Source organism: Dyella sp. 01L423 (assembly GCF_056399945.1).
Genome location: NZ_JBFTSI010000001.1, coordinates 1089086 through 1113077, shown reverse-complemented (window position 1 = coordinate 1113077; position 23992 = coordinate 1089086). Strand labels below are relative to the sequence as shown.

Annotated in this window: 24 protein-coding genes; 9 read left to right on the top strand and 15 right to left on the bottom strand. The window is 65.3% G+C overall.

Annotated features, from left to right (window positions below; translation table 11 throughout):
- Positions 1–18 precede the first annotated feature (18 nt).
- From accD to trpB, 3 genes are read right to left on the bottom strand one after another with little or no spacing between them, the layout of a single operon-like run.
- Positions 19–891, bottom strand: coding sequence for an acetyl-CoA carboxylase, carboxyltransferase subunit beta (gene accD / locus AC1DMY_RS05065; protein WP_477163899.1), 873 nt, complete (start codon positions 889–891; stop codon positions 19–21).
- 54 nt (positions 892–945) lie between these two features.
- Positions 946–1746, bottom strand: a complete 801-nt coding sequence (gene trpA / locus AC1DMY_RS05060) for a tryptophan synthase subunit alpha (protein ID WP_477163898.1) — start codon at positions 1744–1746, stop codon at positions 946–948.
- Positions 1743–2951 carry a tryptophan synthase subunit beta gene (trpB, locus tag AC1DMY_RS05055; RefSeq protein ID WP_477163897.1) on the bottom strand — a complete coding sequence of 403 codons (1209 nt, stop codon included), beginning with the start codon at positions 2949–2951 and terminating at the stop codon, positions 1743–1745. Before trpB ends, trpA begins: the two co-directional genes overlap by 4 nt.
- A gap of 108 nt (positions 2952–3059) precedes the next feature.
- Here trpB and AC1DMY_RS05050 point away from each other — a divergent pair, with 108 nt between their 5' ends.
- Positions 3060–3956 (top strand): LysR family transcriptional regulator, encoded by an 897-nt coding sequence (locus AC1DMY_RS05050; RefSeq protein WP_477163896.1) that lies wholly within the window; start codon positions 3060–3062, stop codon positions 3954–3956.
- A gap of 333 nt (positions 3957–4289) precedes the next feature.
- On the opposite strand, the gene AC1DMY_RS05045 is transcribed toward AC1DMY_RS05050, so the two are convergent.
- From AC1DMY_RS05045 to prmB, 10 genes are all read right to left on the bottom strand, one after another.
- Entirely contained in the window at positions 4290–5294 is a 1005-nt protein-coding gene (locus AC1DMY_RS05045) for a cupin-like domain-containing protein (RefSeq protein ID WP_477163895.1), read from the bottom strand.
- Positions 5295–5344: 50 nt separating this feature from the next.
- Positions 5345–5974, bottom strand: coding sequence for a phosphoribosylanthranilate isomerase (locus tag AC1DMY_RS05040; protein ID WP_477163894.1), 630 nt, complete (start codon positions 5972–5974; stop codon positions 5345–5347).
- The gene (gene truA / locus AC1DMY_RS05035) at positions 5971–6738 is read right to left on the bottom strand and encodes a tRNA pseudouridine(38-40) synthase TruA (protein WP_477163893.1); all 768 of its coding nucleotides are present in this window, start codon (positions 6736–6738) and stop codon (positions 5971–5973) included. Before truA ends, AC1DMY_RS05040 begins: the two co-directional genes overlap by 4 nt.
- A 116-nt stretch (positions 6739–6854) precedes the next feature.
- Entirely contained in the window at positions 6855–9224 is a 2370-nt protein-coding gene (locus tag AC1DMY_RS05030; protein ID WP_477163892.1) for a motility hub landmark protein FimV, read from the bottom strand.
- A 181-nt stretch (positions 9225–9405) separates the two neighbouring features.
- Positions 9406–9696, bottom strand: coding sequence for a hypothetical protein (locus AC1DMY_RS05025; protein WP_441603472.1), 291 nt, complete (start codon positions 9694–9696; stop codon positions 9406–9408).
- Complete coding sequence (locus AC1DMY_RS05020; RefSeq protein WP_477163891.1) at positions 9696–10724, bottom strand: aspartate-semialdehyde dehydrogenase; 1029 nt, start codon at positions 10722–10724, stop codon at positions 9696–9698. Before AC1DMY_RS05020 ends, AC1DMY_RS05025 begins: the two co-directional genes overlap by 1 nt.
- Positions 10725–10836: 112 nt before the next feature.
- On the bottom strand, positions 10837–11856 hold the full coding sequence (locus AC1DMY_RS05015; RefSeq protein WP_477163890.1) for a 2-hydroxyacid dehydrogenase: 1020 nt from the start codon (positions 11854–11856) through the stop codon (positions 10837–10839).
- 49 nt (positions 11857–11905) lie between these two features.
- Positions 11906–12994: a chorismate synthase gene (gene aroC, locus AC1DMY_RS05010; protein ID WP_477163889.1), complete on the bottom strand. Its 1089-nt coding sequence runs from the start codon at positions 12992–12994 to the stop codon at positions 11906–11908.
- Positions 12995–13028: 34 nt separating this feature from the next.
- On the bottom strand, positions 13029–13592 hold the full coding sequence (locus AC1DMY_RS05005) for a GNAT family N-acetyltransferase (protein ID WP_477163888.1): 564 nt from the start codon (positions 13590–13592) through the stop codon (positions 13029–13031).
- 6 nt (positions 13593–13598) lie between these two features.
- The gene (prmB, locus tag AC1DMY_RS05000; protein ID WP_477163887.1) at positions 13599–14525 is read right to left on the bottom strand and encodes a 50S ribosomal protein L3 N(5)-glutamine methyltransferase; all 927 of its coding nucleotides are present in this window, start codon (positions 14523–14525) and stop codon (positions 13599–13601) included.
- A 234-nt stretch (positions 14526–14759) separates the two neighbouring features.
- Here prmB and AC1DMY_RS04995 point away from each other — a divergent pair, with 234 nt between their 5' ends.
- The 3 genes from AC1DMY_RS04995 to AC1DMY_RS04985 all read left to right on the top strand — a co-directional run bounded on the left by AC1DMY_RS04995 (position 14760) and on the right by AC1DMY_RS04985 (position 17413).
- Positions 14760–15890: an FG-GAP repeat domain-containing protein gene (locus AC1DMY_RS04995; RefSeq protein ID WP_477163886.1), complete on the top strand. Its 1131-nt coding sequence runs from the start codon at positions 14760–14762 to the stop codon at positions 15888–15890.
- Positions 15891–15981: 91 nt separating this feature from the next.
- The gene (gene asd / locus AC1DMY_RS04990) at positions 15982–16827 is read left to right on the top strand and encodes an archaetidylserine decarboxylase (protein WP_477163885.1); all 846 of its coding nucleotides are present in this window, start codon (positions 15982–15984) and stop codon (positions 16825–16827) included.
- A gap of 151 nt (positions 16828–16978) precedes the next feature.
- On the top strand, positions 16979–17413 hold the full coding sequence (locus tag AC1DMY_RS04985) for a hypothetical protein (protein WP_477163884.1): 435 nt from the start codon (positions 16979–16981) through the stop codon (positions 17411–17413).
- 264 nt (positions 17414–17677) lie between these two features.
- Here AC1DMY_RS04985 and AC1DMY_RS04980 read toward each other — a convergent pair whose 3' ends face one another.
- The gene (locus AC1DMY_RS04980) at positions 17678–19195 is read right to left on the bottom strand and encodes a transglycosylase SLT domain-containing protein (RefSeq protein WP_477163883.1); all 1518 of its coding nucleotides are present in this window, start codon (positions 19193–19195) and stop codon (positions 17678–17680) included.
- 141 nt (positions 19196–19336) lie between these two features.
- On the opposite strand from AC1DMY_RS04980, the gene AC1DMY_RS04975 reads away from it, so the two are divergent.
- The 5 genes from AC1DMY_RS04975 to greB all read left to right on the top strand — a co-directional run bounded on the left by AC1DMY_RS04975 (position 19337) and on the right by greB (position 23499).
- Positions 19337–20842 (top strand): helicase HerA-like domain-containing protein, encoded by a 1506-nt coding sequence (locus AC1DMY_RS04975; RefSeq protein ID WP_477163882.1) that lies wholly within the window; start codon positions 19337–19339, stop codon positions 20840–20842.
- 10 nt (positions 20843–20852) lie between these two features.
- Positions 20853–21011, top strand: a complete 159-nt coding sequence (locus tag AC1DMY_RS04970; protein ID WP_477163881.1) for a hypothetical protein — start codon at positions 20853–20855, stop codon at positions 21009–21011.
- A 39-nt stretch (positions 21012–21050) separates the two neighbouring features.
- Positions 21051–22325 carry a hypothetical protein gene (locus AC1DMY_RS04965; RefSeq protein WP_477163880.1) on the top strand — a complete coding sequence of 425 codons (1275 nt, stop codon included), beginning with the start codon at positions 21051–21053 and terminating at the stop codon, positions 22323–22325.
- Between the two features lie 145 nt (positions 22326–22470).
- The gene (locus AC1DMY_RS04960) at positions 22471–22902 is read left to right on the top strand and encodes a hypothetical protein (protein ID WP_477163879.1); all 432 of its coding nucleotides are present in this window, start codon (positions 22471–22473) and stop codon (positions 22900–22902) included.
- Positions 22903–23001: 99 nt separating this feature from the next.
- Complete coding sequence (gene greB / locus AC1DMY_RS04955) at positions 23002–23499, top strand: transcription elongation factor GreB (protein ID WP_477163878.1); 498 nt, start codon at positions 23002–23004, stop codon at positions 23497–23499.
- On the opposite strand, the gene AC1DMY_RS04950 is transcribed toward greB, so the two are convergent.
- The gene (locus AC1DMY_RS04950) at positions 23500–23991 is read right to left on the bottom strand and encodes a hypothetical protein (protein WP_477163877.1); all 492 of its coding nucleotides are present in this window, start codon (positions 23989–23991) and stop codon (positions 23500–23502) included. It lies immediately after the preceding gene.
- Position 23992: the final 1 nt, after the last annotated feature.

Below are 23992 nucleotides of genomic sequence, written 5' to 3'. Positions count from 1 at the left end.
ATCAACGCGGTGCAGCGCTTACGCGACGCGCGGCGCCTTCATCAGGATGCCCAGCAGGTCGGCCAGCTTGTCGCGCATTTCGCGACGATCGACGATCAGGTCGATGGCGCCGTGCTCGAGCAGGAATTCCGAACGCTGGAAGCCTTCCGGCAGCGTCTCGCGCACGGTCTGCTCGATCACGCGAGGGCCGGCGAAGCCGATCAGTGCCTTGGGCTCGGCCACGTTGATGTCACCCAGCATGCCCAGGCTCGCCGACACGCCGCCGGTGGTGGGATGGGTGAGCACGCTGATGTACGGCACGCCGGCATCGCGCATGCGCGCCAGTGCCGCGGAGGTCTTGGCCATCTGCATCAGCGAGAACAGCGACTCCTGCATGCGCGCACCGCCGGTGGCGGCGAAGCACACGAGGGCGCTGCGATCGGCCAGTGCGCGTTCGGCGGCACGGGTGAACTTCTCGCCGACCACCGAGCCCATCGAACCGCCCATGTAGCTGAACTCGAAGGCCACGGCCATCAGCGGGCGGCCCTTGAGGCGGCCGCTCATGGCGATCAGCGCGTCTTTCTCGCCGGTGGACTTCTGCGCCGCCACGATGCGGTCGCGGTATTTCTTGGTATCGCGGAACTTGAGCGGATCGCTCGGCTCCATGCTGGCCCAGTGTTCCTGCGCCGAACCCGGATCAAGCAAGGCATCCAGGCGCAGGCGCGCCTCGATGGTGTGGTGATGACCACACTTGGGGCAGACCATCAGGTTGCGCTCGAGCTCCGGACGGTAGAGCACCGTGCCGCAGCCGCCACACTTCTCCCACACGCCTTCCGGCACCTTGCCCTTGCCGGCGTTGCCGGTGGCGTCCGTGCGAGCACGGGGAGTCATGATTTTCTGGAGCCAGTTCATCGCAACACCTCAAACGTTCATGACGCGACGCCGCGTCATCAACGCAGCGTGTTCTCAATGCGCATCCAGCGCGGCGCGGATGGGCGCCAGGAAATCCTTCGCCCGCGCGGTGATGTCAGCGACATCTTCCGCGCCGGCCAGGCGCTCCACGAGCGCGCTGCCGATCACCACCGCATCCGCGAAGCCGGCAATGGCCTTGGCCGACTGCGCGTCGCGCACGCCAAAACCCACAGCGACCGGGGCCTTCGACATCGACCTGATATCGGCCACGCGGGCCGCGATATCGCCAGTACTCAGTCGTGCCGCGCCCGTGATGCCGGCGAACGATACATAGTACAGGAAACCCTCGGCCGACCCGCACAAGCGCACCATACGCCCGGGTGCGGTGGTCGGGGCGGCCAACAGGATCTGCTGCAGGCCGGCCTGGCGCAACGGCTCCAGCACGGCCGATTCCTCCAGCGGGCAATCCACCACCAGCACGCCGTCCACGCCGGCTTGCGCTGCCTCAGCGGCGAAGCGCGCATAGCCATGGATTTCGATCGGGTTGAGATAACCCATCAGCACGATGGGCGTATCGGCATCGCGTTGGCGAAAGGCGCTGACCCAGCCAAGCACGTCGGCCAGTCCCACGCCTTTTTCGATGGCTCGCTCGCTGGCGTGCTGGATCACCGGGCCATCGGCCATCGGATCGGAGAACGGCACGCCCAGCTCGATCACGTCTGCGCCGGCTTCGACCAGCGCATGCATGAGGGCCACGGCGTGCTGCGGCGAGGGATCGCCGGCGGTCACGAACGGGATGAGTCCGGTGCGCTGGTCGGCTTTCAAACGGGCGAAGCGGCGGTCGATGCGGCTCATACCTGCACTCCTTCGCGTGCGGCGATCGTGTGCACGTCCTTGTCGCCGCGACCGGACAGGTTGCACAGCACCAGGCCATCCTTCGGATATTCACGTGCGAGCTTGATGGCCTGTGCCACCGCGTGGCTCGACTCCAGCGCGGCAAGAATGCCTTCGGTGCGCGCCAGCAGGTGGAAGGCTTCCAGCGCTTCGTCGTCGGTGACGCCCACGTATTCCGCGCGGCCGGCATCTTTCAGGAACGCGTGCTCAGGTCCCACGCCCGGGTAGTCGAGACCGGCGGAGACCGAATGCGTTTCGGTGATCTGCCCGTTGTCGTCGCACAGCAAGTAGGTGCGATTGCCGTGCAGCACGCCGGGGCGACCTGCCGCCAGCGAGGCGGCGTGATGTCCAGTGGCGATGCCCTCGCCTGCCGCCTCGGCGCCGACGATGCGCACGCCGTCGTCATTGAGGAACGCATGGAACAAGCCGATCGCGTTCGAACCGCCGCCGACGCAGGCCGTGAGCACGTCCGGCAGGCGACCGAACTGCTCCAGCACCTGCTCGCACGCCTCGCGTCCCACGATGGCATTGAAGTCGCGCACCATCAGCGGATACGGATGCGGGCCGGCCACGGTGCCGATGATGTAGAAGGTGTCGGCCACGTTGGTGACCCAGTCGCGCATCGCTTCGTTGAGCGCGTCCTTGAGCGTCTTCGAACCGGACGTCACCGGCACGACTTCGGCACCGAGCAGCTTCATGCGATAGACGTTGATCTTCTGCCGCTCGATATCCACCGCGCCCATGTAGACCACGCACTTGAGGCCGAAGCGCGCCGCCACCGTGGCGCTGGCCACGCCATGCTGGCCGGCGCCGGTCTCGGCGATGATGCGCGGCTTGCCCATGCGCTTGGCCACCAGCGCCTGGCCGATGGTGTTGTTGATCTTGTGCGCGCCGGTGTGGTTCAGGTCTTCGCGCTTGAGCAGGATGCGCGCGCCGCCCACGTGCTGGCTCAGCCGCTCGGCGTAATACACCGGGCTGGGGCGGCCCACGTAGTACTTCAGGTCACGATCCAGCTCGGCGATGAACTCGGGATCCTTGCGCAGGCGCAGATAGGCCTCGGTGAGTTCGGCCAGGGGCGCCATCAGGGTTTCGGCGACATAGCTGCCGCCGTAATTGCCAAAGCGCCCGTGCTCGTCCGGATAGGCGCTGAAGTCGATCTTGCTCATGGATGGCACTCGGGAAAGTCACAAAAGACACCGCGCAACGTACCCGAAAGCGTCGGCAGCAAAAAGCGATATGATGACCTCCATCTGTCAGAAAAACTCACAGGTACCATGTCTCGCACCCTGCCCTCGCTGAATGCCCTGCTCGCCTTCGAGGCGGCCGCCCGCCTGGGCAGCGTGAGCCGGGCCGCGGCCGAGCTGCATGTCACCCACGGCGCGGTGAGCCGGCACATTCGCGCACTGGAAGAAGACCTGGGCACATCGCTGTTCCAGCGCCAGGGACGCGGCCTCGTACTCACCCCGGCCGGCCAGCGCCTGCGCGAAACCAGCACGGCGGCGTTCTCCCAGTTGCGCGAAACCTGCGACGAGCTGCGCACCGGAACAGCCCATGCGCCCTTCGTGCTGGGTTGCCCGGTGAGCCTGCTGGCCCGCTGGATGATTCCCCGCCTCGAACGCCTGATGGAGGAGCTGCCGGAACTCGACCTGCATCTACGGCCGCAGGAAACCAGCTTTGATGAAACGCTGGCCGGACTCGACGCGGCGATCATGGCGGGCGAACCGCCGTGGCCGGCCGGCTGGCAGGTGATTCCTCTGGCAAACGAGCGCATCGGCCCCGTGGCGAGCCCCAGCTACGCCAAGGCGCAACGATTCACACGCAATCGTCCGCAGGCCGTGCAGGAGCAGATGCTGCTGCATACGCAATCGCGTCCCGAGGCCTGGGATCACTGGGCGCAGAGCATGGGTCTGCCCGCAAAACAGCTGACGCTGGGACAGGGTTACCCGCACCTGTATCACATGATCGAAGCCGCGGTGGCGGGACGCGGGCTTGCCATCGCACCGGCGCAACTGGTCGCGGGCGACCTGGCATCGGGACGCTTGCTGGCGCCGTGGGGCTTCCACGAGATACGCCCTCAGTGGGTGTTGGTCACCTCCGCCCGCGTTTCCGATGCGCGAGTCGCACCGCTCGCCGAGTGGTTGAAGGCCGCCTTCGCCGAACAAGGCAGCTGACGCGCGCTGTGCATTTGCGCATCAATCCGTGCCGAGTTCTTTTGCGTCAGTGAGATAGCACACCTATCCACAAGCTTTTCCCGCAGGCATCCACATGCGCTGTGGAAAACCTGCGTGCCGACGATCGAAGCCATGCGCAAACTCGCATCAACCCGTCACGACGTCTTTGTCGTCAACGAGATAGGACACTTGTCCACAAGCTTTACCTGTGTGCATCCACATTGGCTGTGGAAAAGTGTGAGGAAGTTTCAACGCCGGGCCTCCCTACTCGTCATTCCGGCGCAGGCCGGAATGACGAGCAAAACAAGCCGCGCTGCCTGAAGCGTGTCGAACTCAAAGGTACTGGCGAATACGCTCAAGCAGCTTGCGCGATTGTTCCTCGTCGAGCTCGCCCAGCCAGCCGCGACGTTCTGCGGGAATATGCGCCGCGGGATCTTCGTCGTCGAACACGTAGTAGTCGAGCAGCTCGCGCCAGGCGGCACGCTCCGCCGGCGGCAGCGTCTTGAACAGCAGGATGCAATGCAAGAGTCCGCCGAGGCGCGTGTTGGGCGCCAGCGCGCTGCCATGCGTGCGCTTCCACCAGTAATTCACCAGCGCGTTGAGCTTACCCAGCGAGGCGACGTGATGCCACCACATCGGCGGGATATAGATCGCATCGCCCGGTTCGAGCTCGGCCACCTGCGCATGCGCCATCGCCTCCTGCAGGCGCGGATAACGCGGGTCATCCAATTGATCCAGGCGCGCCATACTGATGGCCGCGCCGGTCGGCGCGAAGTCCAACGGGCCGATGTACAGATTGCGCACCTGCCCCGGCGGAAACAGCGTGAAACGGCGCGCGCCGCAGACCACGCAGGCAATGTTCTCGTACTCGTCGAAGTGCGCAGGCGTGGTGACGCGATTGCCGATCCACAGGCGCGGCTTCACCGCCTCGTCGAGCAGGGGCACGCGGTGATGCTCAAGCAGGCTCGGCAGACTGCTCGCGATGGGAGCGCTCTGCAAGGCGATGCCGGGTGCATCCGGGGCGTCGGCAAATTGCAGCAGGCGCTGCAGCACCTGCGTGACGGAGGCCTTGTGATGGGTGAAGTTGAAAGCCTCGGCGTCGCCGCGATAACCGACCAAGCCCTCCGCTTCCGGCGGCATCAACAGCGCATCCACTGGCGAGCCGTTGTCCGCCGCCATCAGCTGCGCGGCAAACGCGCGATCCGATTCGCGCGCCGCCTCGACCAATGGCCAGTGCTTCACCAGTCCGCGAATGACCCGCGGACGATCGCCGCCGACGATGGCTTCCAGCGCATCGGGCTGGCCTTCGTAGTGGAATGTTTCGATCGATGCGGGCATGCGAAACCTGGGCGGCAAGGCTGGCCGCCATGCTAGCAGCGGGCCGGCGTTTACATGCGCTGGTCGTCTGCGCGGCGAACAGCAGAGATGAAATCCGCCAGCTTGTGCGCATCCTTGATGCCCGGCGCTGACTCGATGCCACTGGCCACGTCGACGCCCCATGGCGTGGCGATGCGCATGGCTTCGGCGACATTGGCAGGCGTCAGTCCGCCAGCGAGGATCAAGGGTTGCTTCAACTCGCGCGGCATCAGCGACCAGTCGAACGACTTGCCGCTGCCGCCCGCTTCACCCAGGCCGTGACCATCCAGCAACAGACCCGAGGCACCGGGGTAACGATGCAGGCTCGGCAACGCGGCAGCGCCCTCGCCCATCGCGATGGCCTTGAGATAGCGACGACCGAACTGCCCGCACCAGTTATCGGATTCGGCGCCATGGAATTGCAGCAGGTCCGGCTGGATCGCTTCGATCGCCTCGCGAACGAAGACCGCATCGTCGTCCATCAACAACACCACCGAACTCACGAACGGCGGCAACGCGCGCACGATGGTCTGCGCCTGCTCGAGCGTGACGCGGCGCTTGCTGCGCGCGGTCAGCACCACACCGATGGCGTCGGCGCCCAACTGTGCGGCGAGCAGCGCATCCTCGACGCGGGTCATGCCGCAACATTTGACGCGGGTCATTGCGTCACCTCCGCAGGCAGTCCCCATTGCGACTCATAGCGTGGACCGATGAAGGTAAGTCCCGAGGCAGGCGCGGTCGGGCCCGCCACTTCGCGATTGCGGCCTTCGAGCAACTCGCGCATCCAGCGTACCGACTGCTCACCGCGACCGATCGGCAGCAGCGAGCCGACGATATTGCGCACCATGTGATGCAGGAAGGCGTTGGCTTCGATCTCGATGATGACCTGCTCGCCCTCGCGTCGCACGCTCACGCCGTGCACCTGGCGACGCGCATGCGCGGCCTGGCAGGAGATCGCACGAAACGCGGTGAAGTCGTGCTCGCCCACCAGTGCCTGAGCCGCCTGATGCATGCGCTCGGCGTCGAGCGGCAGACGTTCCCAGGTGACGTAGCGCGCGTCGAGCGCGGCGCGCACCTGACGGTTGAGGATGCGATAGCAATAGCGGCGACTGCGCGCGGAGAAGCGCGCATGGAACATGGGATCGACCGGCTGCGCCCACAGCACGGCGACCGTGCTCGGCAGGTTGGACGAGGCGCCCAGCGTCCAGCCGCGCATGTCGCGCTGTACTTCGGTGTCGAAGTGCACCACCTGACAGCGGCCGTGCACGCCAGCATCGGTACGCCCGGCACAGGTCACTTCCACCGGCTGCGCGGCCACGAACGACAGCGCCCGCTCCAGCGCGCCCTGCACGGTTTCGCCGTGGGTCAGCCGCTGCCAGCCGGAAAACTCGGTGCCGTCGTATTCGATGCCTAAAGCGATGCGCATGGGAGAGCTGTGCGGGGTAAAGAGTGAATAGTAAATGGAAAAAGCAAAACGGCGCCCCAAGGCGCCGTTCTACTCTATTCACCATTCACAGGCGGCGCAGCCGCCGGCTTCACTACTTACCGGATGCTCTCAAGCAGTCGCTTGGCCACATCCTTCTGCATCTGCGTGCCTTCGTGCAGGACTTCGTCCAGCATGGCCTGTGCGCCATCCGGATCGCCCATGTCGAGATAGGCGCGCGCCAGGTCGAGCTTGGTATCCACCGGATCGTCGGTGAAATGGCCGCCGAGCTGGTTGCCGAGGGTGTGCTCGCCTTCCGCTTCCAGATCATGATCCAGGCCGTGACTCACGCTGTGCGCGTGCTCTTCGACCAGGGTCTCGCCCTCGGGCTCTTCGAAGTGCCAGCTCGTGTCTGCCGGCTCTTCCTTCGCGGCGGACGATGCCGCAGCGCCGGCCTGCCCCTGCGCCGGGCGCGGGGTCAGGTCAAAGTCGAAGTGATAGCCGCTGACCTTCGGCGCATGCTGCACCGACGGCGTCGGGATCGGCGGGATGTCGTCGTGATCCTTGGCATAGTTGCCCAGATCAAACTGATCCAGTGCCTCGTGCTCGTCGTCGCCATGGGCGTGGGCATGCACCGCGCCATGGGCAAACAGCGGATGCTCCGGCACCAGGTCTTCGCCCATGTGCATCACGTCGACCCACTCCGGCTGCTGCTCGTCGGAGATGTGGGCGTGCATGGCTTCGGCGGCGGCCTCGAAATGATCGACGTCGCGACGGCTGTAATACAGGCTGACCAGCTCCAGGTGCAGGCCGATGTCATCCGGATGCTCGGCGAGCTGGTCGAGCAGCTCGTCCTGATCGGGATCGGCACTGAGGCCGTCGCCGTTGGGGACGGTGCCGAAGCGATCGGCCAGCGACGAAGCGCCTGCCCCAGCCGGGGCGGCTGTCTTGCGGCTGCGTCCACGCAGCGCGGCCAGCAGGCCGAGCACGACGACAGCGGCGCCCGCACCCCAGGCCCAGGTCTGCATGAACCAGGGTTCTTCGTCGGCCACCGGGGCCGGCTTCGCCACCGGCTTGGCCGGCGTCGGCTTGGCAGCCGCGAGCGCCGCCGTGCTGGCGTGGGCCGGCGCGCTGGCGCTGGCTGCCGGCGTGCCAGCAGCGACGGACGGAGCCGTGGCTGCAGCGGCGGGCGTGGTGGCCGGCTCGTTGGCCTTCACCACCGTATCGGCTTCGGCCGTCTTCACCGAGGCGGCCTTGGCAGGGGCCGAGGCAAGCGCCGAGGCCGCTGCGGCCGGCTGGCTACCCGGCTTGCGGGCGTCGGCCAGCTTGTGCTGCAGCTCGGCGATCTCGTTGTCCTTGAGCGACAGCAAGCGTTCGTTCTTGCTGTTGATGTCTTCCAGATCCTTCAGGCGCGACTTGAGCTCATCGCCCTGCTTGGTCAGCGAGGTCAGGGCTTCCTGGCTGCGCAGGAGGTCCTGGTGCAGCGCAGCCATGCCCTTCTCGGCGGCGGCCTTGTCGGCCTTGCCGCCACGACCGGCCGCGTTGTCCGAGCCTTCCTTCGCAGGGACCAGGGCCAGGTGATCGCCACCGGCCGCGCCGGAGGTGGGCGCGGAGGAGGCGTTGGCGCGAGTGCCGGCATCGGCGACGGTGGTCGGCGTGCGAGCTGCACCGGAGCGCCAATCGCTGTTCTGGCGACGCACTTCGGCCACCGCGGCCTCGGCGGTCATGGACTGGGCGTCTTCCTTGGAGGGCACGCGCAGCACGGCGCCGCTCTTCAAGGCGTTGATGTTGTCGCGGTAGAAGGCATCCGGATTGGCCGTTTTCAGGGCCACCAGCATCTGGTTCATGTCCACGCCCTGCGGCGCGGTCTCGTGCGCGATGGCGGAGAGCGTCTGGCCGCGTTCCACCGTGAAGCTGCCATTGGCGGCCACGCGCGGCGTCGGCGCGGGCTTGGCCGGCTTGGGCTCCGCCGCCGGTGCCGGTGCGGCCGCCGTGGATTCGGTGCTGGTCGCGGCCGGCGGGGTCGCCGCGGCGCGGCGGGAGGACTTGCCGCTGGACTGGGTCGGCGCACGCGTCGCCGGCACGCTGCTGACGGCGCTGCCCGGCGGATCGAGCAAGATGGTGAACTCGCGCAGGCTCTTGCCCGAGGCGTTGTTCACCTCGACGAGCAGGTCGAGATAGGGGTCATTGACGGGGGCGGCGCTGGTGATCCGGATCACCTTCTTGCCGTTGGCGCCGTCCACCACGGCGAACGAAAGGGGAACCGTAGGACCCGCCGCGACGCCCGCCTGGGCGGCGTCCTCGGAGGAAGCCAACCGGGCCGTGAGATTCTCCAGCTCGCCCGCGTTGGCGGGATTGAGCGGAATTTCGGCCAGCAGCGGCTGCCCGAGGGCGGATTTCACTTGGATCTGACCCAGTTCCAGCGCGGCTGCCTGGCTGCTGCCGAGGGCAAGCGCCAGCAGCATCGACAGCTTCAACGAACGATTCATCGTGTTTCCCCCGAACGACCCCGTGACGTTTTCTTATCCGCATGCCGAAATACGGCAGCGCCTGCAACGAGGCGTCACTTTAGTTAGATACAAGCCAATCAACAATAGCGTTGATCAGTATTTACAGCACTTTGCAGGTGCTTGTTCTCGTAAAACGGCGACCCGGGGGTCGCCACCTGCCTCAATGCCCGGTGGACGGGGGTGCCGCCTTCGCGGCCTTCAGCTGGGCCTGGAGCTCGGCAATGGTCTGATCCTGCTGCTTGAGCTTGGCATCGGTGTCGTGAGACTTGCTTTCTTCACGCGCCACGTCGCCCTGCAGCTGCTTGAGCGCGGCCTGCTGCTTCTCGATGGCCTGGTCCAACTGTTTCTGATCGGCGGCCTGTGCGGCCGGCGAGGTTGACGGCTGTGCCGCCCGAGCGGGTACCACGGATACCAGAGCACACATCACCAACCCGGTCAGCACATGCTTCATTACAGATAGTCCTCGATCAGAAGTTCTGCGATTTGAACGGCGTTGAGCGCCGCACCCTTGCGGATGTTGTCCGCGACAATCCACATGTCCAGGCCGCGCTCGTGCGAGATGTCCTCGCGGATGCGGCCCACGAAGACCGGGTCCTGCCCGGCGGCATCGCCCACCGGGGTGGGATAGCCACCGGCCTTGCGCTCGTCCATCACCACCACGCCGTCGGCGCGTTCCAGCAGCTCACGCGCATGCTCGGCGCTGATCTTCTCGCGCGTCTCGATGTGCACCGCCTCGGCGTGGCCGTAGAACACCGGCACGCGCACCGCGGTGGGGTTCACCTGGATGGTGCGGTCCTCGAGGATCTTGCGCGTCTCCCACACCATCTTCATTTCTTCCTTGGTGTAGCCGTTGGGCTGGAAGTCGTCGATGTGGGGGATCACGTTGAAGGCGATCTGCTTGGGGAATTTCTTGGTTTCCACTTCCTGGAAGCTGAGCAGCGCGGAGGTCTGCTTGCCCAGCTCCTCCATGCCGCTGCGACCGGCGCCGGAGACGGACTGGTAAGTGGCCACATTGATGCGCTCGATGCCAACCGCGCGATGGATCGGCGCCAGCGCCACCAGCATCTGCATGGTCGAGCAGTTGGGGTTGGCGATGATGCCGCGCGCGGTGTAGTCGGCGATGGCGTGCGGGTTCACTTCGCTCACCACCAGCGGGATATCGTCCTGGTAGCGGTACTCGGACGTGTTGTCGATCACCACGGCGCCAGCGGCGGCCGCGCGCGGCGCGTGTTCGCGGCTGACCGAACCGCCGGCCGAGAAGAACGCGATATCGACGCCGTCGAAATCGTAGTCGGCAAGGTTGCGCACGGTGATCTGTTTGCCGTCGAAGCTGATTTTCTCGCCCGCGGAGCGCTCGCTGGCCAGCGGCACCAGCTCGCTGATCGGAAATTCGCGCTCGGCCAGGATCGCCAGCAGGGTCTCGCCCACGGCGCCGGTGGCGCCGACCATTGCCACCTTGTAGCTGCTCTTCTTGCTCATGTTCCGTAATCAGGTAGGAGGAATCGGAAAACCGTCCCGATCTCCGCGTTAGCGGAAATCTAGCCGGGGCGGCGCGCAAAACAACCTGCGACACGCGCGGGCGTGAATGTCATCACGCTTTATGGGCAGACCCACGCGCCAAAACCGCCGGATTGAGCGCGGTCGGCGGTTTTCCCGCCGCCTCGCCCAAGCCAAGCGCTGCGATCACATTGTCCGCCGCCAGGTTGGCCATGGCCCGGCGGGTTTCTTCGCTGGCGCTGGCGATATGCGGGCTGAGCACGGCGTTGTCGAGCGCCAGCAGGTCCGCATGCACGGCCGGCTCGCCCTCGAACACGTCCAGCCCGGCCGCCGCCAGCTTACCTTCCCGCAGCGCCACTGCGAGCGCGGCGTCATCGACGATGCCGCCGCGGGCGATGTTCACCAACACGGCCGAGCGCTTCATCTGGGCCAGCTCAGGGGCGCCAATGGCGTGGCGGTTCTCCGGCGTGAACGGCAACACCAGCACCAGATAGTCGACCTGACGCAGCAGCTCGGCCTTGCTGACCAGGGTGGCCTGGCACTCACGCTCGATCATTTCCGGGAGGCGCGAGCGGTTGTGATAGAGCACGCGCATATCGAAGCCCGCGGCGCGACGAGCGATGCCCTGCCCGATCCGCCCCATGCCGAGGATGCCCAGCGTGCGGCCATGCACATCCAGGCCCAGCCAGTCGTCGAAGCGCATGTTGCTGCCCGGCCACTGCCCGGCCCGCAGCCAGCGCTCCGCGGCGCCCACGCGACGGGCGGCGGCGAGCATCAGCGCCCAGGCGAAGTCGGCGACGCTTTCGTTCAGTACGTCCGGCGTGTTGCTGGCGAGGACGCCGGCGCGGGTCAAGGCGTCCAGATCCAGGTTGTTGTAGCCGACCCCAAGGTTGGCCACGACTTTCAGACGCGTATTGCCTTCGAGCACGCTCGCATCGACGCGATCGGCCAGACCAACGATGGCTGCGTCGACGCCGGCAAGCTTGTGCTTGAGTTCATCGGCCGAGTGGCGATGCTCCACCGCTTCCGCGTCGACTTCGAAATATTCGGCCAGGCGGGCCAGCACATCGGGAAACAGAGGGCGCGATACCCAGACTTTCGGTTTGGCAGTCATCAACGATCTTCTTCGTTCCAGGCCCGGCTCGCGCAGGAACCGGGCAAGCTCAGGGAATGCGGGGCGATACCTCGCCCACGTCGCCGCATTGGGCGCGATGGCGTAGCGCGTGATCCATCAGCACCAGCGCCATCATCGCCTCGGCAATTGGCGTGGCGCGGATGCCGACGCAGGGGTCGTGACGGCCCTTCGTCACCACGTCCACCGCCTCGCCGGCCAGATTCACGCTGTGGCCGGGAATGAGGATGCTCGAGGTCGGCTTGAGCGCGATCGAGGCCAGCACCTCCTGCCCCGTGCTGATGCCGCCGAGAATGCCGCCGGCATGGTTGGACGCAAAGCCGTCCATCGCCATCTCGTCGCGATGCTGGCTGCCGTGCTGGGCGATCACGCCGAAGCCATCGCCGATCTCCACGCCCTTCACTGCGTTGATCGACATCAGCGCCGAGGCGAGATCGCCATCGAGCTTGCCGTAGATCGGCTCGCCCCAGCCGGGCGGCACGCCGTCGGCCACCACGTTCACGCGCGCGCCGACGGAATCGCCGGATTTGCGCAGCGCATCCATGTACGACTCCAGCGTGGACACTTCGTGCGCATCGGGCCAGAAGAACGGATTCTGCTCGACCACATTCCAGTCGAACGAACCGGGGGTGATATCGCCAATCTGCGCAAGATAGCCGCGCACGCGCACGCCGTAGCGCTCGGCCAGCCATTTCTTCGCGATCACCGCCGCCGCCACGCGCATGGTCGTTTCACGCGCCGACGAACGACCGCCGCCACGCGGATCGCGGATGCCGTATTTCTGCCAATAGGTGTAATCGGCGTGTCCCGGACGGAAGGTCTCGGTGATATTGCCGTAATCTTTGCTGCGTTGATCCGTGTTGCGGATCAGCAAGGCGATCGGCGTGCCGGTGGTCTTGCCTTCGTAGACGCCCGAAAGAATCTCCACCTCGTCCGCCTCGCGGCGCTGCGAGGTGTGGCGGCTCTTGCCGGTGGCGCGACGATCAAGATCGGTGCGGAATTCTTCGGCCGCAATCGACAGGCCCGGCGGGCATCCGTCGATGACGCAGCCGATGGCCGGACCATGGCTTTCGCCGAACGTGGTGACGGTGAACAGTTTGCCGAAGGAGTTGCTGGACACGAGGCTCGATCGTCTGCGGGATAACCGCCACAGCTTAGCGCGATGCAGCAAATCCTGCGTCGTTCGCGGGGCGATCGCGCCATTCGCGTGCCAGCAAGGCGAACACCACGTCGTCCACCCATTCGCCGCGAAACAGCAGGCTCTCGCGGAAATGGGCTTCCTGGCGCATGCCGACCGCCGTCAGCAGGGCCATGCTCGGCGTGTTGCGCGGGTCGACTGACGCATAGACCCGATGGACGCCCAGGCTGCCGAACAATGCATGAAACAGCGCCTCCAGCGCCTCACGGGCGTAGCCCTGCCCCTGCGCAAAGGGCGCGATGGTTATGCCGATCTCGGCCTGCTCAGCGGAGAGGCAGAAGCCAATATCGCCGAGCAGCGCGCCGTCATCGCTGCTGCGAATAGCGCGCTGCATCCAGCGGCACTGCGGCGGCTTATCCAGTGCCATTTGGGTTCGGATGAAACTATCCGCATCGGCCAGCGTCTGCGGACACCACCCCTGGTAGCGAGACACAGCGGGATCGGCCCGATACCCAAACAGCGCGGCCGCATCGCCCTCGTGCAGGGCATCGATACGCAACCGCGCCGTGGTCAGCTGCATGATCGCTCAGCGACCCTTGCGCGCCTCGGCCGCCGCACGAATCGCCTCGGCGTGCTCGATCAGATCGCGGCGCTCCAGCGCAAAGACGCCCATGGGACCGACCTTGAACTCGATCCACACAAACGGGACTTCCGGCAGCAGCTCGCCCAGCTGACGCTCGCTCTCGCCCACTTCCACGATCAGCAGGCCGTCTTCAGTGAGGTAGTCGGCCGCTTCGTTGAGCATGCGCACGCAGATGTCCAGGCCGTCCTCGCCCGAAGTCAGGCCGAGCTTCGGCTCGTGACTGTATTCGCCCGGCAATGCAGCGTATTCGTCTTCGGTGACATAGGGCGGGTTCGACACGATGAGATCGTAGCGACGGCCCTTCAGGCCGTTGAACAGGTCCGACTTCACCGCCTCGACGCGGCCTTCCACGTGCTGGAACGCGATGTTCTCGCGCGCCAGCGACAGCGCGTCGTCGCTGATGTCGACAATGTCGACCTGCCAGTCCGGGTTGAACTCGGCCATGGCGATGCCGATGCAGCCCGAACCCGTGCACAGGTCCAGGGCGCGCTCGACATGGCGATGATCGAGCCACGGCTGGAAGCCCGATTCGATCAGCTCGGCAATCGGCGAGCGCGGCACCAGGGCGCGGCGGTCGCTCTTGAACTTCAGGCCGGCAAACCAGGTTTCGCCCACCAGATAAGCCACCGGCAAACGCTCATTGACGCGGCGCTCGATCAGCGCCAGCACCCGCTCGCGCTCCTCGCCAGTCAGCTTGCCCGCGCCATAGGCAGGCGGGATATCCGGCGGCAGGTGCAGGCTCGCCAGCACCAGGTGGGTGGCCTCGTCGATGGGATTGTCGTGGCTGTGCCCAAAGGTGAGCCCGGCCGCCGAAAAGCGGCTGGCGCCGTAACGGATGAAATCGATGATGGAGGCGAGTTCGTGAGTCACGGCGGGCTCATGGGCGTGAAAGGGGTCGCACAGTATAGCCGCTGCCAGCCAGGCGCCGCCCGCCGCCACTGAAAGCGGCACCGGCCGTCCAAAAGCGGATGCACTTCACAATTACCGGCTAGCACGCCATTTGGCCAATTGTGGGGTTCAAAGAGTGCTCGCGAGAATCCCCGCGCGACCAGCCATGGGAGGGGACCTGTCCGCTGGGTTGCATTCACTCATCAAGGGGAAAACATGAACGTAAGGAAGCTGGTCATCGCGGCCGCATTGGCTGCGGGTTTCGCTGCGCCTGCATGGGCGCAAGACAGTGGTTCGACGACGGCGGCACCTTGGCCCTCGTTCCTCCAAGAGGCCAACGAGGTCTTTCGTGCGGACTACTCCTATGTCGCGCCGAACGATGTCGATGGCGATGGCGTCAGTGACATTCTTTGGTACAACGCCGCCAAGAATCAGGTCGGCTTTTGGCTGACGGCATATACCGACTCGGACACCTTCCCCTATCCGTACGCCCAGGGGGCTAAAAAGGCCTTCCATGTGCCAGCCGGTTACTACGTGGGGGCCGTGGGTGATTTGAACGGCGATCGCATGGTCGACCTGGTACTGGCCAACGCCGAGCGCAAGCTATTCCTGTGGGCATCGAACGGTACGGGCTTCGACTCCACCCGCATCGGCTCGTATCCGGAAGGCTGGCAATTGCTGGGGGCCGGTGACATCGACGGCGACAACAATGCCGATCTGCTGTGGTGGAACGACAGCAAGTGCGAGTTCGGCTATTGGCGCATGCAGGGTGCAACTGTGCTGGAAAAGAAGGTCGTGAAGGCGACTTGCGGCTACCACGTCGCAGCGTTCGGTCACTTCATGATGAGCAACCACCTTGATCTGCTGTGGACCAGCGATGCGCACGACGTCTACCTGTGGACGGGCACGGATGCGGGCTTCACATCCAGCTTCCTTGGCAACGTCGACCCGCAGGGACACATCATCGGCGCCGCGATCGCCGGTGACGGCGGTGGCATCAACGTCTATGTGCAAAACGATGCGGCCATGCAGTTCACTCAGTACGAATGGGTGCGCTACTACGACCAGCAGGGCAACGTGGGACAGACCACGTTTAACGCGATCCGCAGCTTCCCGATCAACCCCGGTGACTACCTGGGTGCCACGGGCAATATGGATGGCGCCAACGAAGCCGTACTGATCTGGGGCAACGACACCGCCAACGCAGCCACCAGTCCGAGGGCGCCAGGACGTCTGACCTGGTACACAAGTACGTTCGGGGCGTTCACGCCCGGTGCGAACATCTGGCAGTCCACCCCTATCGCCAGCTATCCGGCCGGCTGGTCCCTGTTGGGTTCGGGTCACTGATGAACGAGGTCGGCGGCCGCGTGGCCGCCGACCTTTTCACCCGCGGCACGGCCCCGGCGCATTCGCTGCCGTCATCGTTCATACTTGCGGGATGACCTTCAACGTACTCCTGCAATACATCCTGCCCCACCGCGCGCTGTCGCGGGTGGTCTACTGGGCCACGCGCTGGACCTTCAAGCCGTGGAAGAACTTCCTGATCAGCACCATCGTGCGCAATTATCAGGTGAACATGGCCGAGGCGGCGCAGCCCGATCCGCTGGCCTATCAGCACTTCAATGCGTTCTTCACGCGCAAGCTGAGACAGGATGCGCGCCGCGCGGATACCGATGCCAAGGCCCTGCTCTCGCCGGCCGACGGCAAGATCAGCCAGATGGGCAAGATCGTCGATGGGCGCATCTTCCAGGCCAAAGGCCAGGAGTACACCGCCGCCGAACTCCTTGGCGACGAGGCCAGCGCCACGCCGTACCGCAATGGGCGCTTCGCGACCATCTATCTGTCGCCGCGCGACTATCACCGCGTGCACATGCCGCTGAAGGGGACGCTGAGGGAAACCGTGCATGTGCCCGGCCGCATCTTCAGCGTGGCGCCGTTTGCGGTGGAGGCGATTCCGCGCCTGTTCGCGCGCAACGAGCGGCTGGTCTGCCACTTCGACGGCGAGCACGGCCCGTTCGTCGTGGTGATGGTGGGCGCGATCCTGGTGTCCAGCGTGGCCACCGTGTGGGACGGGCTGGTGATACCGCCGTATGCCTCGTCGATCCGTCGCAAGTCGTTCGTCGGCCAACAGATCACCCTCGAGCGTTTCGCCGAGATGGCCCGCTTCAATATGGGCTCCACCGTGATCATGCTGTTCCCCGAAGGCATGGCGGAACTGGACCAGCTGGCCCCGCAGCAGCATGTGCAGGTGGGTCAGCGCCTGGGTGTGGAAGTCGGGGCTTAAGCAAGCCGGGCGTCAATAGTTTGACGCCACGAGTGACGCGTTTCGTCGTTTTGTGACCTTTTTGGCGCATTCCCCGGGCCGGGCGCGGCTATGCTCCCGCTCGGCGACGCCCTGCGCGAGCGCCATCCCCAGGCCAGACCGAGGACCGTCCATGCGCATCGTCACCCGACTCATCGCGATGAACCGCAGTCGCCAGCTAGGCAGGCAGTTGCGCGAAATCGAGCGCCAGATCCATGCCCTGCCCAAGCGCAGCCGCGCCCGCCTCGGCACCATGGCGCTGCGTGAAATCGGCCAGGCATCGCGCGGGGACTTTCCGCATCTGTACGGCACGCCCCCGGAAGAGCGCTATCTGCCCTGGGGCCAGGGTACGGAGATCGGCCTTGCCCGCGCCCGCTCGGACAATCCCGAAGTGGCCATGCGCGGCATCGCGCTGTGGCTGGCCGTGGCCTACCACGAGACCAAGAACACACCGCACCCGAACCTGCAACCGCACCACCGCGACCTGATGCGGCTGCTGCGCGGGCTGAAGGAAGATCATCGCGCCGATCCCATGCAGGCATGGATGCAGGCACCCGCCGCGGCCTGAGTCTTAGAGCCTGTTCAACATCTCGGATAGCCGCCCTACTCCTCACCGTCATCCCGGCGCAGGCCGGAATCCAGCGGCGACCAGGTTGAGTTGTCGCGAGAGTCAGACAGCCTCCGGACGCTTTGCGAACACCCGACACTGAGGTCACTGGATTCCGGCCTGAGCCGGCATGACGAGTGGCAAGGACGAAGCCATTAAAAATGGCTCATAGCTCGCGCAAAAAAAACGCCGCCCTTCGAGGCGGCGTTTTCGTTTCAGCAGCCGTCACCGACACGTCGGCAACTTCAGCACCTGCCCCGGCTTGATCTGGTGATGCTTGAGGTCGTTCATCTCCGACACCTCCTGCACCGAGGAACAGCTCACCTTGCTGACGATGCTGGTGAGCGTATCGCCGCGCCTGACCGTATAGTTGCGGGTGCGCGAGGTGCTGGCGTTGCGCGACGACGCGGCGGGCGGCGGTGACGGCGAAGACGGCACCACCGGGATCACCGCGGTGTGCAGATCGTTCGCCAGGATCGGCCACGGACCACTGGTGCAACGCGCCTCATAGGACTTCTCCAGCACCTTGGGCAGCAGGATGCGCACGCCGGCGGGCTGGCTGACCTGCGGGTCCAGTCGCGGATTGAGGTTGCGCAAAGTGCGGAACCAGCCGTCCTGCATGCCGGCAGCGGAACCCAGGCACACGGTGAGCTCGGTCAGCGAGGCGGGACGCTTCAGCACGACGCTGCCCTGCGCGCCATCCACGTGCGGAAAGCGCAGGTTGTAGCTCTCCGGATGCAGGAACAGCCATGCGGCCGCCAGCACGGACGGCACGTAGTCGCGCGTCTCCTGCGAGAGCTGGTTGTAGATGGTCGGGTCGTACAGGCTCACCGTGGTGTTGTCGCCGACCAGGCGGCGCATGCGGCCCTCACCGCCGTTATAGGCGGCCAGCGTCAGCTCGAGGTTGTTGTTGAACGCCTTGAGCTGCTCGTCCATGTACTCCGCGTTGGCACGCGCGGACTCGGCAGGATCGAACCGCGAGTCAAAACCATCTTCCGTATTGAGGCCAAAGCGCAGGCCGGTGGCGTACATGAACTGCAGCGGGCCGGCAGCGCCGGAGCGCGACACGGCATGCACCTTGCCGCCCGACTCCTTGGCCATGATGCCGAACAGCAACGCCTCGGGCAGATCCTGCTTCTGGTATTCCGGCCACATCTGGTAGCGCAGGAACTGGTAGTTGACGTAGGCATCCATCAGGTTGCCGCGCCACTGGGTGAGCCACATCTCCAGCGCCGCCTTGACCGGACCATTCATGGCGATCAACTGGGACAACTGCTGGCCGCGCAGCAGGGTCACGCTGCGCTGCGCCTCGGGCAGGCTGGCCGCACCGGTCTTGCCGGCTTCGCTGCCTTCGGGCAGGTCGGCGCCCATGCTGCCCATGCTGCCCATGTCGTCGCCCAGATCGAAGTTGCCATCCTTCAGGCGTAACAGGCGATCGAACGCGGAAAAGAAACGCTGCGGATCGCAGCCTGGCGTCGACGGGCAATGCGCGGACGCACTCTGCAGTTGATCGAGCGCCGCGGTGAGCGTCTGCTGCGAGGCCTGTGTGTTACCGGCGCGCGCCTGCGTCAATGCCGTTTCATAGCCCTTGCTGGCCTGGTCCAACTGCGCATAAAGCTGATTGGCCTGTGGCGTGGGCGCGACTGGCTTGCTGCCGCCGCCACTGGAGCACGCGGCCATCAGTGTCGCGGCAACGGCAAGAGAAGCCATGCGCAGGGAGCGGTGTACGACGGGGAAAACCATGTATGACTTCACTGCCAGGCCGAAGCGGCGACCTTACTGCGCACGGAGCAGGGACTCAACCGGAAATGTCCTGATTCAGCGGGCGACCGCAAGAAGCTGATGCATGGCTACAATCGAAGTGCACCCTATGGATGGAACGCCATGACTGAGATCTTGATCGGCAGCAACGACAGCGGCAACGTGAGCCTGGACCCTCGCTACGGCAATCGCCACGGCATGATTGCGGGCGCCACCGGCACCGGCAAATCGGTCTCGCTGATGGTGCTGGCCGAGGGTTTCTCCAAGCTCGGCGTGCCCTGCTTTCTGGCCGATGCGAAGGGCGACCTGGCCGGCCTGTCGATGGCCGCGGGCGAACCTGGCGACAAGCTCAAGGCGCGGCTGGCCAAGCTCCATCTGAACGACTGGAAGCCGCAGGCCAATCCGGTGATCTTTTGGGACATCTACGGCAAGCTCGGCCATCCGGTGCGCGCCACCATCAGCGAGATGGGCCCTACCCTGCTTGGTCGCGTGCTGGAACTCAACGACACGCAGGAAGGCGTGCTCGAAGTGATTTTCAAGGTGGCCGACGACCAGGGCTGGCTGCTGCTCGACCTGTCGGATCTGCGCGCCATGCTTGGCTTCGCCAGCGAAAACGCCAAGGACATCTCCACCCACTACGGTCTTATCAGCACGCAGAGCATTGCCGCGATCCAGCGCGCCGTGCTCAAGCTGGAACAAGATGGCGCCGACCAGTTCTTCGGCGAGCCCGCGCTGGAACTGGCCGATCTGATGCGCCAGGACATGAGCGGCCGCGGCGTGATCAATGTGCTGGCCGCCGATCAACTGATCCTCAAGCCGCGTCTGTATTCCACGTTTCTGCTGTGGCTGCTGTCGGAATTGTTCGAACAACTGCCTGAGGTGGGCGATCTGGATCAACCCAAGCTGGTGTTCTTCTTCGACGAGGCGCACTTGCTGTTCGACGACGCACCGCCCGCGCTGATGCAGCGTGTGGAACAGGTGGTGCGCCTGATCCGCTCCAAGGGTGTAGGTGTGTACTTCTGCTCGCAGAATCCCGATGACGTGCCCGGCAATATCCTCGGTCAGCTCGGCAATCGCGTGCAGCATGCGCTGCGTGCGTTCACGCCACGCGATCAAAAAGCAGTTCGTGCCGCTGCCGAAACGTTCGTGGCAAATCCCAAGATCAACGTGAGCGAGGTCATCACCCAACTGGCGGTGGGCGAAGCGCTGGCGTCGACCTTGCGCGACGGCGGCGTGCCCTCGCCGGTCGAGCGCGTGATGGTGACTGCGCCCACGGCACGCATCGGCGCGATCACCGATGCAGAACGCGCCACCGTGCGCCAGCGCTCGCCCGTGGGAGGCAAGTACGACACGGCGATCAATCGCGAGTCGGCCGCAGAAATGCTCGCCAAACGCGCCGCGGAAAAAGCGGCCGATCCACAGGTGGTGGCCAAGCAGGCGCCGGCCGGTGCAGCGCCGCAGCAAAGCGGTGGCTGGACGGATGCGGCACGCGAGATCCTGCTTGGCACCAACCGCCGACAGGGCATGGTCGAAGCGATGGCCAAGTCGGCCGTGCGCGCGGCGGGTTCGCGCCTGGGCCAGCAGATCGTGCGTGGTGTGCTGGGCGGCATTTTCGGCGGCAAGCGCTGAAGGATCTCGCATGTCGCAGACACGCGTTATCGCCGTGGTTCTGGTGACCGTCCTGGTCGTGCTGTTGCTGCTTTATGCCAACGGCTCGATGGGACGTTTTCTATGCCGGCACCACAAAGATGGCTGGCTGGAAAAGCATGGCTTCATCACGTGCGTTCGCGCTCCCTAGCACTCAAAGTATTGCTGCCTGAGGTTCAAACGCTTGCGCATGCCGCGACCTAAACCCGTATCGCCACAAGCGCCGCTGGCGGACCGCTTGATCGCGGGCCTGTCCTATCCGTTGCGCGGCACGGCGCTGGCCACCTGCGTGTTGCTGGGGCTGGGCCAGGGCCTGACGATACTGCCCGGCGTCATCGGCATGGGCTTCGCTTTTTTCCTGTGGCTGGCGCGCTGGCGCTACGCGGCGGCCTGCCTGGTGCATACCGCCAATGGCTTTGCCGACCCGCCCGATGTCGGCCTGGATGAAAACGCCGCGGCCGGCCGCGCGCTCACCTTGCTGCACATGCTGGTGGTCATCGCCTGCGTTGCCTGCAAGTTGATTTATGCGCCGATGTTCTGGCCGCTGATCCTGTTCTGCTCGCTCACCCTGCCGGCCATCGACATGTCGCTGGCCTTCGGCGACGAGTCCAACGCTTTCAATCCGCTGCACTGGCAGAAGGTGATCGGACGGCTGGGTGCGGGTTATTTCCTCCCGGTGGTCATCAACCTCGTCACCGGCCTGCTGATCATGCTGCCATCGCTGCTGCGGCCCAGCCTGCCGGCCATACTGTGGCAGCCGCTGCTCGCGTTCGGGTACACCTACCTGATCATCTTCAATCTGCATCTGATGGGCGTCATGATCCATCGGCATCACGAGCGTTTCGATCTGCAGCCCGAAGCCGAAGTGCTGGCGCGCGAGAGCGGCCAAGACGACGACGAACGCCTGCTGACCGCGGTGCGCGACATGGCGAAGGTCGACCGCCGCGCCGCCATCGGCATGCTGGTGGAACGCATGCAGGGACACAGTGCACCACCATCGCTGCATCAGGCGTATCGCGAGCTGCTGAAGCAGGAAGGCCTGACGGCAGGTTTGCTTGAGCATGGGCAGATCTGGATCGCGGCGCAGATGGCCAACGGCGAGCCACGTCGCGCGCTAGGGCTGGTGCAGGAATGTGTGGAAATCGATCCGAACTTTCTGCCCGATGCACCGGAAATCGTTGCCACGCTGGCCGAGCTCGCGTCCAGCTCGGGCATGACGCGATTGTCGCTGAAACTATGCCGGGGCTTCCTCGCGCGCTGGCCGCGATCGATCGAAGGCCCGCGCCTGGGCCTGCTCGCCGCCCACCAGATGGCCGAGCGGCTCGGCAAACACGCCGAGGCAGCCGTGCTGCTTGGCAAGCTGGCCGCGGCGTGGGCAGAGCATCCGCTGCATCCAGCGCTAATCGCGCACGCGGCCCAACTGCAACAGGGTCCCCGCATCACTCAGGCGCCCGCCATCGACTAGTCATTCGTGGTGTTGCGGCTTGCCCGGAGGCGGGTGTAGCGTGCGCAAGCCAACTCCTTTGGTGCACCGCCCCGTCCGCAAGCGATTCCGGCGCTCAGCGGCCGTCGACACGACCGGCTCACACCTGGTGCACAAGGAGAGTTTCATGCGTCACTTCATCGGCAAGTTCGTATGGCTGGGCCTGATGCTGGCGACCCCCGTCGCCTTCGCCCAAAATACCTCGGCAGCCAAGGAGCCGCCCCGCGCGGTCATTTCGCTCTATCGTGTCGCGCCCGGCAAACACGAGGCCTTTCTCAAATGGATGGCCGATCGCGATGCCATCGACAAACAGCTCGGACTTCCCCGCGCGCAGTGGTATGCGCACTACCAGGGCGATTCCTGGGATTACATCGCCATCGCACCCGCATTGACCGACGCGCAACAGAAGAAGGAAGACGATGCGGCCAAGGCCAAGGGCCTGACCATAGGCGCCAAGTCGTCGATCGAATTCCGCCAATTCATCGCCTCGCACACCGACACGGTCGCTTTTGGCCCGATGAACGTCAGCGACATGGACGCGATGGTCAATTCACCCTGAAACCGCTGACGGGAGCGCACGGATGTCGCTCCCGCCACCGCTCAGGCGCCAGCCCGGCTAAGATCAACGCGACAAGCAAAGCAATGGATTGATCCAAGCATGAGCCGCTGGCGCCCACCCTCGCCTTCATCCACCGCCATCATCACGCGCGAAGGCTTCGAGAAGCTCAAGGCCGAGCTCGATCACCTGTGGCATACGCTGCGCCCGGAAGTGGTCAAAGCACTGGCGGCCGCCGCGGCCGAGGGCGATCGCTCGGAGAATGCCGAATACACCTATCGCAAAAAGCAGCTTGGCGAAATCGATCGCCGCGCGCGCTATCTCAGCAAGCGCATTCCGTCGCTCAAGGTGGCCGAGGGCTCGCCGGCGGATCGGGAGTTGGTGTTCTTCGGCGCAAGCATCGAACTGGAGAACGTCGACTCCGGCGAAAGCGTCGTCTACCGCATCGTGGGACCGGACGAGACCGACGCCCGCCAGGGCTGGATCAGCATCGACTCGCCGCTGGCCCGTGCGGTGTTGAAAAAGCGCCTGGATGATGAATTCGAAGCCGAGCTGCCCAGTGGCCGCACGCGCTTTGTGATTGTGGCGGTGAGCTACTGATCACCGCCCCTGCAGCAGCGCCTGCACGTCAGCCTGATGCGACTCGACAAAACGGATGTTGTCCGCGTTGACCCATACCTGGTTGAGGTTGCTGGACAACGCCGGATCGTTGCGCGCCTGCACGGCCATCACCGCATTCATCAAGGCAATATTGGCGAGCATGAATTCGCGCGGCGTGAAGCCATATTTCTTCACCAGCGCCGGGATGCGCGGATCCGCTGCCATCGCCTGATTGGCCAGGTCGTCCAGGCTGTGCACCTTGCTGGCATCCGGCGCCGCCTGCGGCGGAATACCGGTGGCGCGCGCCTCGCGCGTCGCGGCGGCAAGGCGTCCGAACGTGTCGTCGCTGAGCGTGTATTTCTTGATCTGTTGCTTGTCCGCATCCGGCAGCGCCGGCAGTGTCCCCTGTGCGTGCACCAGGCTCGTGGCGCCTAGCACCAAGGCGAAGACGGCCACGCGGCACGCAGCAACGACACGATCAAAAGCAGGCATA